Source organism: Methanobrevibacter ruminantium (assembly GCF_016294135.1).
In the GTDB taxonomy this organism is placed as follows: domain Archaea; phylum Methanobacteriota; class Methanobacteria; order Methanobacteriales; family Methanobacteriaceae; genus Methanobrevibacter; species Methanobrevibacter ruminantium_A.
This window is the reverse complement of sequence record NZ_JAEDCO010000021.1, coordinates 18,782-29,866: the sequence shown is the minus strand read 5'-3', so window position 1 is coordinate 29,866 and position 11,085 is coordinate 18,782. Positions and strand designations below refer to the sequence as shown.

Annotated in this window: 16 protein-coding genes; 11 read left to right on the top strand and 5 right to left on the bottom strand. The window is 30.7% G+C overall.

The genetic code is table 11. The features are described 5' to 3' along the window. Nucleotides 1-147: 147 nt before the first annotated feature. Entirely contained in the window at nt 148-885 is a 738-nt protein-coding gene (gene comB / locus VW161_RS06065; protein ID WP_304089176.1) for a 2-phosphosulfolactate phosphatase, read from the bottom strand. 138 nt (nt 886-1,023) lie between these two features. On the opposite strand from comB, the gene VW161_RS06060 reads away from it, so the two are divergent. From VW161_RS06060 to serS, 4 genes are all read left to right on the top strand, one after another. Next, nucleotides 1,024-1,662, top strand: coding sequence for a hypothetical protein (locus VW161_RS06060; RefSeq protein ID WP_304102029.1), 639 nt, complete (start codon nt 1,024-1,026; stop codon nt 1,660-1,662). Nucleotides 1,663-1,685: 23 nt separating this feature from the next. Continuing rightward, nucleotides 1,686-1,811, top strand: a complete 126-nt coding sequence (locus VW161_RS06055) for a hypothetical protein (protein WP_304089180.1) — start codon at nt 1,686-1,688, stop codon at nt 1,809-1,811. 52 nt (nt 1,812-1,863) lie between these two features. Next, on the top strand, nt 1,864-2,535 hold the full coding sequence (locus tag VW161_RS06050) for an SPL family radical SAM protein (protein WP_304093065.1): 672 nt from the start codon (nt 1,864-1,866) through the stop codon (nt 2,533-2,535). Between the two features lie 202 nt (nt 2,536-2,737). Continuing rightward, a complete protein-coding gene (gene serS, locus VW161_RS06045; RefSeq protein ID WP_304089183.1) occupies nt 2,738-4,015 on the top strand; it encodes a serine--tRNA ligase in 1,278 nt (425 codons plus the stop codon). A gap of 208 nt (nt 4,016-4,223) precedes the next feature. Here serS and VW161_RS06040 read toward each other — a convergent pair whose 3' ends face one another. Continuing rightward, on the bottom strand, nt 4,224-4,715 hold the full coding sequence (locus VW161_RS06040; RefSeq protein ID WP_304089185.1) for a DUF308 domain-containing protein: 492 nt from the start codon (nt 4,713-4,715) through the stop codon (nt 4,224-4,226). A gap of 238 nt (nt 4,716-4,953) precedes the next feature. Here VW161_RS06040 and VW161_RS06035 point away from each other — a divergent pair, with 238 nt between their 5' ends. After that, complete coding sequence (locus VW161_RS06035) at nt 4,954-5,472, top strand: nitroreductase family protein (RefSeq protein ID WP_304089253.1); 519 nt, start codon at nt 4,954-4,956, stop codon at nt 5,470-5,472. A 78-nt stretch (nt 5,473-5,550) separates the two neighbouring features. Further along, nucleotides 5,551-6,759 carry a MalY/PatB family protein gene (locus tag VW161_RS06030; protein WP_304102032.1) on the top strand — a complete coding sequence of 403 codons (1,209 nt, stop codon included), beginning with the start codon at nt 5,551-5,553 and terminating at the stop codon, nt 6,757-6,759. A gap of 103 nt (nt 6,760-6,862) precedes the next feature. Here the strand turns inward: VW161_RS06030 and VW161_RS06025 are convergent, their stop codons facing one another. The 3 genes from VW161_RS06025 to VW161_RS06015 form a co-directional block, all read right to left on the bottom strand. Continuing rightward, a complete protein-coding gene (locus VW161_RS06025) occupies nt 6,863-7,213 on the bottom strand; it encodes an arsenate reductase family protein (protein WP_304089257.1) in 351 nt (116 codons plus the stop codon). Nucleotides 7,214-7,306: 93 nt separating this feature from the next. Then, complete coding sequence (locus VW161_RS06020) at nt 7,307-7,915, bottom strand: aldo/keto reductase (protein ID WP_304102054.1); 609 nt, start codon at nt 7,913-7,915, stop codon at nt 7,307-7,309. 80 nt (nt 7,916-7,995) lie between these two features. Further along, nucleotides 7,996-8,331, bottom strand: coding sequence for an aldo/keto reductase (locus VW161_RS06015; RefSeq protein WP_304102035.1), 336 nt, complete (start codon nt 8,329-8,331; stop codon nt 7,996-7,998). 162 nt (nt 8,332-8,493) lie between these two features. On the opposite strand from VW161_RS06015, the gene VW161_RS06010 reads away from it, so the two are divergent. The 5 genes from VW161_RS06010 to VW161_RS05990 all read left to right on the top strand — a co-directional run bounded on the left by VW161_RS06010 (nt 8,494) and on the right by VW161_RS05990 (nt 10,957). Beyond that, complete coding sequence (locus VW161_RS06010; protein ID WP_304093055.1) at nt 8,494-8,658, top strand: low temperature requirement protein A; 165 nt, start codon at nt 8,494-8,496, stop codon at nt 8,656-8,658. Nucleotides 8,659-8,736: 78 nt separating this feature from the next. After that, nucleotides 8,737-8,877, top strand: coding sequence for a hypothetical protein (locus tag VW161_RS06005; RefSeq protein WP_325192788.1), 141 nt, complete (start codon nt 8,737-8,739; stop codon nt 8,875-8,877). Nucleotides 8,878-8,903: 26 nt separating this feature from the next. Then, nucleotides 8,904-9,599 (top strand): low temperature requirement protein A, encoded by a 696-nt coding sequence (locus VW161_RS06000; RefSeq protein WP_325192789.1) that lies wholly within the window; start codon nt 8,904-8,906, stop codon nt 9,597-9,599. Nucleotides 9,600-9,780: 181 nt separating this feature from the next. Beyond that, complete coding sequence (locus VW161_RS05995; protein WP_304102037.1) at nt 9,781-10,239, top strand: flavodoxin family protein; 459 nt, start codon at nt 9,781-9,783, stop codon at nt 10,237-10,239. 178 nt (nt 10,240-10,417) lie between these two features. Continuing rightward, entirely contained in the window at nt 10,418-10,957 is a 540-nt protein-coding gene (locus tag VW161_RS05990) for a glutathione peroxidase (RefSeq protein WP_304093050.1), read from the top strand. The last annotated feature ends 128 nt before the right edge of the window (nt 10,958-11,085 follow it).

Genomic DNA, 11,085 nt, shown 5'->3' with positions numbered 1-11,085 from the left:
TTTATTTAAAATCTATTAAAACTTTATTTAAAATCTATTAAAACTTTATTTAAAATATAATTAGAATTTTATTTAACTATTAATATTTAATTCTTATATTAATTATATCAATTACATTTATAAACTTTTTGAAAGTCCGATTGAAATCTATTCATGGTATAATGTAATCTTTCCATCCCTATAGATTCCAACATTCTCGTGGATATTTTCTTTAACGCATAGCCTAACATCATCTTCATATCCAAGATATGCAAGACGACGTCCGGATTTTGATTTGATGGAAACTTTTTCAACTTTTTCCTTATCTCTGCTTGCCATAATTGCTGAAATAGCAAATTCTGTTATTCCGGTTTCCTCTTTAAAGTAATCTATGTCATCGATATTTAGTTTATCCTGTTCATCCAATTCCTTTTGAATCCAGAATAATATTTCACCAGCTGCTAAAAAGTCCTCTATTGCAAAGGTTCTTTTGAATCCTCCCATAACAATTTCAATATGTTCTCTTGCAAGTTTGCATGCTGCTTTTGCACAAGCTTTTGCATTAATGAATGATCCAATTAAAATGATTTCAGATTCCATATTGTCCAAAGCTCTTACACCATTGGTTGTTGTAAGTACTAAAGTGTCCTTTTCACCAGAGTATTCCTTCATTTCACCCGGGGAGTTTCCAAGTTCAAAACCTTCAATTGTTCTGCCGGTTCTCTCCCCTGCCAACACAGCATCCTTCCTTTTAGCTATTTTTATTGCTTCTTCTGGTGTATATACTGGATAAATTTCCTTGAATTTATCGAGAGCAACTGTAATTGTAGTGCTTGCCCTTAATGCATCAACCATTATGGAAAGATCTTTTGAGGAACCTTTTTCAAAACTTAAACTTACTTTCACTTTTTTAGCCTCCTATGTACTCTAAAATATAGCAAATATGATTTTCTTCTATGTATAACTTTTATATTTAGTAATATATAATACTTAATAAGTAATATTATTTTAAGAAAAATTTTGAATTATTTTTTGGGGAATATTATGATAGTTGTTACGACTCCCATGTGTAGGCAAATTGTGGAATGGGCAGGACTTAAGGAATTCAAAGTAAATAAATTTCCTGATGAAGAAGAAGGGGATTTTGCCATTTTGCTTTCTGAAAGCAAGGTGGAAATGGATTCATTGGCCATAAAGATAAATACATTTGGCCAGATTAAGGAAAGCATTAAAACAGTGTCTAAAGTTCTTTTTGAAAGAAATCTGATTGAAAAGGCTATTGGCGATGAATGGATAGAATCAATTTTTAATGATTATAAAGATGATGTTGAATATGCCCTTTTGGATGAAAATGAGTTTAATGAAATAAGAAAATCCAACAAAGATAAAAAAGTGAAAGTCTATTCTGAATTCCTAAAGGACATAGTTTTAGACATTGGAGCAGATGTGATTGATTTCACATATGATAAAAATGGAAATGATGATAATGCAAATGACTTAGGAATGGATTTTGATTGTTTGGTTTATCCTGATTATTTAGAGGAAGAAGTTCTAAAGAGAGAAAACCTAAAATCTAATGAGTTTAAAGTAATTAAGATATTAAGCCATAATAATATTTCAAAAGATCAGATATTGAAAGCGGAATCAAGATATGCGACATTAATTGAAGAAATGTCTAAATGATTTTTTTTAATAATGGTGTAAAAATGATTGTTCAGGAAAAGGAAGTTAAATCAATATTTCCAAATCAAATCTTCCCATTGCAGGGTATACTGCAAATCCATATGTTGGCTGTCCACATGCCTGCAAGTATTGTTGTGCTGATTTTATGAAAATGTTCACTGGTCATAAAGGGAAATTGGGGACTTTCATTGATGTAAAGTATTGGAAACCTATAAAAAATCCTCAAAATATGATGGGGAAACTGTAATTATAGGTTCAGTAACTGATGGGTACAATCAATGTGAAGAGGAATTCTGCAGAACTCGCCAATTGTTGGAGGAACTAAAAGGAACAGACATAAATCTTATCATAACTACAAAATCAGACTTGGTGTGCAGAGATTTGGATTTGATAAAAACATTCAATGATCCTTTGGTTTCCTGGTCCATCAATACCCTTGATGAAGATTTTAAAGAGGACATGGATGATGCACCATCAATTAAGGATAAGATTAAATCAATGAAGAGGTTTCACAAAGAGGGCATAAGAACAACTTGTTTCATTTCTCCTATTTTTCCTGAAATAACAGACCCTATTGAAATTATTGAAGAAATCAGTGATTTTTGTGATTATATTTGGCTTGAAAATCTTAATTTAAGGGGAGGATATAAAAAGACTATTTTTGACTATATTGATTTAAAATATCCTGAATTGCTACCTCTCTATAAAGAAATTTATACTTATAAGGACATGTCTTATTGGAAAGAATTGGATGAAGAGATAAGTGCTTATGAAAAGGAAAATGATTTTATGTATATAATTGATGAAGAACCCTTTATAAAAAGCCCAAATGAAAATCCAATCATATCAATTATTTCTATCATGAAAAGATAAAGCAATCTTCAAAAAAGAAAAGATAGTTGTTAAAAATCAGCCAATTATTTCCGGAATATTCTTAAAATATACTTCTTTTAATCCAAATAATTATTAAATAAGAAAAATATATTATTTAATAATAAAAATTTTGTAGGTTTTTTTATAGATTACTGAAATCATAATTACTTAATTCATTATTCATTTTAAAGGAGAATAAAAATTGTTGGACATAAAATTATTCAGAGAAAATCCTGAATTGATATTTGACTCTGAGAAGAAAAGATTCAGAAGCACAGAAAATGCAGAGAAAGTTATTGAATATGACACCTTATGGAGAGAAGGTGAAAGAAGATTAAACTCTTTAAGAGCAGAAAAAAACAAATTATCCAAATCATTCAAGAAAGCAAAGCAAGAAGGTAACATTGAGGAAGTCATTGCTAAAAGTAAGGAAGTCGCTCAAGAGATCAAGGATTTAAGCGCTAAAAATGCAGAATACCTTCAATTAAGAGATGATTATAGATATAAAGTGGGAAACATTATTGATGAGGATGTTCCTGTTTCCGATACTGAAGATGACAATGTGGTTGTAAGAACCTATGGTGAAATTCCAGAGCATGACTTTGAATTGTTGAATCATGTAGACTTGATTAATAAGATTGATGGAGCAGACCTTGAAACTGCAGCAAGCGTTTCAGGTGCAAGATTCTACTACTTGAAAAGAGACATCTTACACTTGAACTTGGCATTGATTCAATTTGCACTTTCAGAACTTGAAGCTGAAGGATACATTCCTATGCAAACTCCTTTCTTTGTAAAAGGTGAAGTTGCAGCTGAAACTTCTGAACTCGGTGAGTTTGAGGAAACCTTATACAAGGTTGAAAATGAAGACATGTACTTGATTGCAACTGCTGAACAGACTTTAGCAGCTCTTCACAGAAATGAAATCATCAATCCAGAAGACTTGCCACTTAGATACTGCGCACTTTCAACTTGTTTTAGAAAAGAGGCAGGTTCTCATGGAAAGGACACTTTGGGAATCTTTAGAGTTCACCAATTCGAAAAGATTGAACAGTTCATTTACTCCACACCTGAGGATTCAAGAAAGCAGCATGATCATTTGATGGAAGTCACTGAAAGAATCTATCAGAAATTAGGTCTTCCATATCAAATCATAGCTATTGTATCATCTGCATTAAATGACAATGCAGCAATCAAATACGACCTTGAAGCTTGGTTCCCAGGTTCCGGTGCATTCAGGGAATTGGTAAGTTGTACCAACTGTAAGGATTATCAAGCAAGAAAAACCAAAACAAGATACGGTAGAGCAGGTTCCGGAGATGCACAAATATTGCATACCTTAAACAGTACAGCTATTGCAACTGAAAGAACCATTTGTTGTATTTTAGAAAACTACCAACAAGCTGACGGTAGCATTAAAGTCCCTGAGGTCTTGGTACCTTATATGGGTGGAAAAACAGTTATTGAAGCAAAAGAATAATTTTTATTCTTTTTTCTCTTTTTTTATTATTTTATCTATTTTTTTAATTTTTACAAATCTCTTTTTACTTTAATTTTAGCCGCTATTGTTTGCATACATTCAAACTATTGGTTTTGTTATAACTTTTTTGCATAGATAAAATTTAAAAAAAGAGTTAAGATAGCAAAAAGTCAAAATTTTAAAAAAGAAAAAAATGATGAATACATTTTTAGTATTCATCTGCATGGAAATATCCAACGATTCCATGTGCTATTAATGCAATACCTAATATGATGGTGATTAATATTGGGTTGTTAGCTGCAAATAAAGCAATGAACAAAATAACAATTCCTAATACTAAACCAACTATGGAGCCAGATTTGTTGATTTCAGCTCCTCCAAGCAATCCGATTACGGAAGCTATGATTAGCATGAAGCCAACAACATAGAACTGTAATCCAACTAGGAATGAAATTGCATTGGTTCCAAAGATGAATGCCAATCCTAAAATAATCATTACAACTCCAAATATTGCTGAAACAGTTGAAATAGCTGGTGAAATATCTTTTGAAATGATTCCAGTGTAAGCTAATCCTATACCAAATATCAATACTGCTGCACCAATAAGGATAGAGATTAAATTAGCGCTGAATATTGGGAATATAATAAATATCAAACCAATAATGATTGAAATAATGGCTAAAATCTTACTTGATTCCATTTTTCTCACCTCATTTTACATTTAATTGTATAATATTCTATTTATTAAGGTATATATAAATTATTCTTTCATTTTACATAGGGACTTCAATTATTTATAATTTTTTCATCAATTATTTCAATTAATTATTTCAATTAATTATTTCAATTAATTATTTCAATTAACTATTTCAATTAATTATTTAAATAATAATGAATTAATCTTAATTAATACCTAAAAAACATTTTCATGTGATAAGATGGCTGATTTTGAAGAAATTATCAATACAAGACGCAGTATAAGGGAATATGATTCCAAAGAAGTTGAAAATGAAAAGATAGAAAAGATTTTAAAAGCAGGCATGCAAGCTCCTGGAAGCAGGTTAGGTGCTGAACCTTGGGAATTCCTGATAATTAAAAACAAGGATACACTTGCTAAAATTGGAGAAACCAAACCTCGTGTAACAAATGCCCCTGTAGCCATTCTTTTGATTGCAAACATTGAAAGATCATTTTATAAATTGGTATGGCAACAGGATATGAGTGCAGCAGCAGAGAACATGCTTCTTGAGGCTGTCAATCTTGGTTTAGGAGGATTATGGAATGGTGTAGCTCCTGAAGAGGAAAGAATGAACGCCATTGCAGATATTGTAGGATTGCCAAAAAATGACAACCTAAAGCCATTCTGCATAATCACTCTCGGTTATCCTGCTGAAGGTTGGGAAAACAAATTCATGGATAAATTCGATGAATCCAGAATCCATTATGAAACCTATTAATTACTCAAATAATTTATGAAATATTAATTAAAATTTTAATATTAAATCTGATTTCAATTCTTAAACGGATGATGCATTATGAAATACAATTTTGATTCAATAATTGACAGAAAAAATACCAATTCACTTAAATGGGATCTATTTGATGATGATTACCCTATGTGGGTTGCAGATATGGACTTTTATGCGGCTCCATTCATTTATGAATCCGTGAATAGAAAAGCAAAGCATGGAGTTTATGCCTATTCATTTGTCAATGATGAAATTTTTGATTCCTATATCAATTGGTGGGAAAAATATGGGCTTGCTATGAAAAGGGATGAATTATTGTTTGCAACTGGGGTCATGCCTTCAATCACTAGCATCATTCGAGCATTCACTGACGTTGGAGATAATGTCTTGATCCAAACACCAGTTTACCATGTCTTCTTTTATGTGATTGAGGATAATGATAGAAATGTTGTTGAAAATCCTCTGATTTATGATTCTGCCTCCCATGATGTGGAAACTGCTTACTCCATTGATTTTGATGATTTGGAAGAAAAATTCAAGGATCCAAAGACTAAATTGATGCTTTTATGCAATCCTCATAATCCAATTGGAAGAATATGGGATGAGAAAACCCTTGAAAAAATAGCTATTTTAGCAAACAAATACGATGTTCTTGTTGTCTCTGATGAGATACATTGTGACTTAACTGACCCTAATTTGACTTATGTTCCTTTTGCATCTTTAGATGAGGACTTGGCAAACAATAGCATCACTTGCATTTCTCCAAGCAAGACATTTAATATTGCAGGTCTTCAAAGTTCTGCAGTTTTCACTCGAAACAAAGAGCTTTATGAGATTTTAGAAAAGCAATTGTCAGTTGATTGCTTCAATCATCCGAACATCTTTTCAATAGATGCCACTATTGCAGCATATAAAAGTGAAGATTGGTTAAATGAATTGAGGGAAGTTCTATTTGAAAATAAGATGATTGTTGATGAGTTCTTAAAAAGTGAAATTCCTGAAATCAGATTGGTTCCGGCAAATGCAACCTATCTTTTATGGTTGGATTGCAGTAAGTTAAGGGGAGAAAATTTTGAAAATTGTGAATTCTCCACTTCTTTATCTGAGTTTTTAAGAGAAAATGTAAGTTTATTCCTATCTCCAGGAATTCAATTTGGAAAAAATGGGGATAATTTCTTGAGAATGAATATCGCATGTCCTCAAGACTTATTGCTTGAAGGATTGAATGCATTAAAAACAGGGATTGAAAAATTTAAAAAAGAAAATAATATTTGAAATATTTGAATTTAAAAATAGATTTTAGTTTAAGATAAATTTGAAATAAATTTTTTGAAATCCTTTTGAAAGTATTAAAAATAAAAAAAGTAGAGAAATTTTATTATTTTAATTTCTCCTCCCACTCTTTTTGTCTAAATCCAGTAAGCACTACATCTTCAGTCTCAATTATTGGACGTTTTACAAGCATGCCTTCAGTAGATAAAATCTTCATTTGTTCTTCTTCACTCATTTCAGGCAACTTGTCTTTTAATTGCATCTCTCTGTAGATTTTACCGCTTGTGTTGAAGAACCTCTTGAGAGGAAGTCCACTTTTCTCGTATAATCCCTTCAATTGGTCATAATCTGGATTATCCTCAACAATATGCTGTTCATCATATTTGAATCCATTTTCATCTAACCATTTTTTAGCCTTTTGGCATGTGCTGCATCTTGGGTAGTAAATAAATAACATTTTTTTAACCTCTAAAATGAATTAATTAATAATATTATATTAATTATTTTATTTTTATTTTTTCATATTTATTACAATAATTTTTAATTATTCTTATTTTCTAACCCAAACCTTTTCGCTGTCATTAGTCTTAGCCTTATTGTCTGCCATTACGCCAACTAAATCATGAGCCTTGTTAGGTTCCTCAAGGTATTTGATGTCATCTTCACTTAACTTAAGCTCTACAGAATTCACTCCAGTTTCAATATGCTTTAGCTTTGTAGCTCCCATAATTGTGGAATCAACTTTGGTTTGTAACCATGCAAGTGAAATTTCACTCATTGAAACATCATATTCCCTTGCAAGATTAATTACCCTATTGATTATTACAGAATCCTGTTCTTCAGTTGATTCATATTTTTTAGTTGCATAAAAATCTTCTTTTAGTCTTTTAGAGCTTTCATCAGTCATTTTTGAAAGTCTTCCAGAAGCAAGTGAACTGTAAGGTGTAAGTCCAATGTTTTCACTTCTGCAGTATGGAATCATCTCCCTTTCCTCTTCACGGAATATGGGAGTGTAGTGTCCTTGAACTGAAACGAACTTTTCAAATCCTTCCTTTTCTGCAAGTGCATTTGCCTTTGCAAGTTGCCATGCAAAACAGTTAGAAATGCCTATGTATCTGACCTTTCCTTCTTTGACTATGCTGTTTAATCCATCGAGAATGTCATATAATGGAGTGTTGTAGTCCCACGTGATAAATGTATAAATCTATGTAGGTCAAGCCAAGATTTTCTAAACTTGTGTTAACCATTTTCTTGATATGGTCCTGTCCTGAAACATTGTTTTTTGATTTCATCTTCAGTTCTTGGCAGGAACTTGGTAGCAATTACAATATCTTCCCTATCTGCAAAGTCTTTGATAGCTCTTCCTACGTATTGTTCGCTTGTTCCATTTTGATAGCCGATTGCAGTATCGAAGAAGTTTATTCCATTGTCTATTCCTGTCTTTATGATCTTTCTTGATTCCTCTTCATTCAATGTCCATGTATGCATTCCATTATTCGGATCTCCAAATCCCATGCAACCCATGCATATGCGACTCACATTCAAATCTGAATTGCCTAATTTTGTATATTTCATTTAAACACCTTTTAAATTTATTAACTTATTTTAGAAAATTTTTTAATGTTTGTTATAAATGGGATTATCTATTTAACACTATTAAGTATTTTTTTAAAGAGTTTATCTATTAAATACTTAAGAATTTTCTATAAACTAATTTTTAAATCTATACGTGATAAAATGGCAGTCAAAGAGAAGAGAGTAGAATTAATAGAACTGTTTTATGATTTGATATTTGTATATGCTATTTCAAGGTTGACCTCTCTAATCAGCGAACCCATTAACGGAGGAATAGATTTAAACGCTCTTTTTGTATATGTTATCACCTCTTTTGTGATCTTATAAGCTTGGTTATACTTTACAAATTATGTGAATCGTTATGGTGAGTGGAAGTGGTATGAATACTTAATTGCCTGTATAAATATGATTTCGGTAATTTACATGGCCAATACCATCAGTGCCAATTGGGTTTTCATGTATCTGCCATTCAATCTTTCTATGTTAATCATGCTGCTTACCGTTTTGTCATTGTATTTTGTGCATGTTCATAGAGAAAAACCTTAGATTTTGCAACTGGAAATTCCGTAACAATTCTTTTAGTTGTTTGCTTTATTTACATTTTAGCATTAATTGCAATTTACTTAAATTTATCTTCAATTGTAATATGGATTGATGTAATTGCAGTTTTAGTTGGGGCATTCCTGCCATTTTTCTTAAAAGGCAATTTTGATAGGTGCATTATTAGTTTCCCCCATTTAACTGAACGTTTTGAATTATTGACAATTATCACTTTTGGTGAGGCAATTGTGGGTATGGCACACTTTTTTGATATTAGTCACTTTAATTTAATTCCTATTATGGTATTCTTCATTATTCTAACAATGTTTGGATCTTATGTGGTTCAAATTCATAATCTGGTGAATCATCATAGGGAAGAGAGAAGCTTAAGACTTATGTTTAGTCATTATTTCATTGTCATAAGTATTAATTTGGTAACATTTGCACTGGAATTGATTCATTCTGGTGAAATCAATCACTGGATTGTAAGTGGGATGATGATTATTTCCTTAATTGTTTTCTATGTTTCAATAATGGCCAATAGGGAATATTATTATGATAATGTAAAATTAAGTAGAAAAAATATCTTATCCATGGTTTTAGTTACTTTTATAGGAATTTTAGTTATTTTAACCTTTATAGATAGCCTATATGGATTTTTAATCGGTGTATTGATAGTTACATGGGGCAATTTAGCTATTTTAATCGAAATATATGGAAATTTTTAAAAGATTGAACTTTGGTTTATTTAATTAAGTTAAGAAAACTTTTTTATAGTTTTATTAGTAAAATTACTCATGGATTTAGGAAATTATATTTCGATGTGTTTTATTAAATACATCTTTTGGATTATTTTCTAAAAATTTTTAAATCATATAAATTATTTTTTAATTTTAAATAGGCGATATTATGAGTATTTTAGTTGCTTATTATTCAAGAGCAGAAGTTACAAAAAAATTGGCAGAAGCTATTGCAGCAGAAACTGGTGCAGATATAGAAGAAATCGTTTCTAAAGTGAAATATGATGGTAAAATCGGTTTTGCACGTGGTGGAAAGGATGCTATTTCAGAAAAGATTATTGATTTAGGGCCATTGGAACATGATGTTTCAGATTATGACTTGGTTTATTTAGGAGTTCCTGTATGGGCTGGAAAAGCTGCAAATCCTATGATTTCATACATTAAGCAAAATGAAGGAAAGTTCAATGATGTAAAATTCTTTGTAACTGCAGGTGGAAGCGGTTTTGAAGGTGCTATAGATCAAATGGAAAGATATGTGGGCAAAGCTCCTTTAAAAACATTATGTCTTGTTACAAAACAAGTAAAACATGATGAATTTGATGAAGAGTTAACTTCATTTATAGAATAAACTAATAAACTGGTTTTTTCAATTATTTTAATATTATGCAGTTAACTAATTTAATTATTAGCCCATTAAATTATTTCTTTTGCAGAATAGAAAGATTTAAATTGTTTAAAAATAATTTATAATATTAACAGATCTTTATTCACTTAAATATTTATATAAATGTAAATTGGATGATATTATGTCAATTTATGATTTTGAAGTTAAAGACACTCAAGGAAATTTGGTTTCCTTAAGTGAATACAAAGGAAAAGTATTGTTAATTGTCAACTCTGCTACCAAATGTGGTTTCACTCCACAATACACTGAATTGAATGAAATTTTCAATGCATTCAAGGATGAGGGATTTGTCATTTTAGATTTCCCATGCAACCAATTCGGTAAACAAGCTCCAGGTACTGGGGAAGAAATTGCAGCTACTTGCCGTAGCGAATATTTGGTTCCATACCCAATCTTTGAAAAGATTGAAGTAAACGGTGAAAATGAAGAGCCGTTATATGCTTACTTAAAGAAGGAACAACCATTTAAAGACATCACTGGTGATGGAGCTAGAAAATTGAAAATGGTCCTTAAGGTAATGGATAGACATTATAAGGACAATGATGATATCAAATGGAACTTCACTAAGTTTTTAGTTGACAGAGAAGGAAATGTAGTTCAACGTTTCGAGCCAACTGAAAGTTTAGAAGATGTTAAGGCAAGAGTTAAGGAATTATTATAATTCTTTATTCTTTTTTTATTTTTCTATTTTTTATTCAGTTATTAAATTCTATTTTTATTCATCTTTATTTTCTCATTATTTTTTCTTATTTTAATTCGTTGAGGTATTTTTATTCAATGTGGGTTTTT

Excerpts from the sequence above, each read along its gene's own strand:
- VW161_RS06060 (WP_304102029.1), top strand. The coding sequence starts at position 1,024 with ATGATAGTTGTTACGACTCCCATGTGTAGGCAAATTGTGGAATGGGCA.
- VW161_RS06055 (WP_304089180.1), top strand. The coding sequence starts at position 1,686 with ATGATTGTTCAGGAAAAGGAAGTTAAATCAATATTTCCAAATCAAATC.
- VW161_RS06040 (WP_304089185.1), bottom strand. The coding sequence starts at position 4,715 with ATGGAATCAAGTAAGATTTTAGCCATTATTTCAATCATTATTGGTTTG.
- VW161_RS06035 (WP_304089253.1), top strand. The coding sequence starts at position 4,954 with ATGGCTGATTTTGAAGAAATTATCAATACAAGACGCAGTATAAGGGAA.
- VW161_RS06030 (WP_304102032.1), top strand. The coding sequence starts at position 5,551 with ATGAAATACAATTTTGATTCAATAATTGACAGAAAAAATACCAATTCA.
- VW161_RS06025 (WP_304089257.1), bottom strand. The coding sequence starts at position 7,213 with ATGTTATTTATTTACTACCCAAGATGCAGCACATGCCAAAAGGCTAAA.
- VW161_RS06015 (WP_304102035.1), bottom strand. The coding sequence starts at position 8,331 with ATGAAATATACAAAATTAGGCAATTCAGATTTGAATGTGAGTCGCATA.
- VW161_RS06010 (WP_304093055.1), top strand. The coding sequence starts at position 8,494 with ATGGCAGTCAAAGAGAAGAGAGTAGAATTAATAGAACTGTTTTATGAT.
- VW161_RS06005 (WP_325192788.1), top strand. The coding sequence starts at position 8,737 with ATGATTTCGGTAATTTACATGGCCAATACCATCAGTGCCAATTGGGTT.
- VW161_RS05995 (WP_304102037.1), top strand. The coding sequence starts at position 9,781 with ATGAGTATTTTAGTTGCTTATTATTCAAGAGCAGAAGTTACAAAAAAA.
- VW161_RS05990 (WP_304093050.1), top strand. The coding sequence starts at position 10,418 with ATGTCAATTTATGATTTTGAAGTTAAAGACACTCAAGGAAATTTGGTT.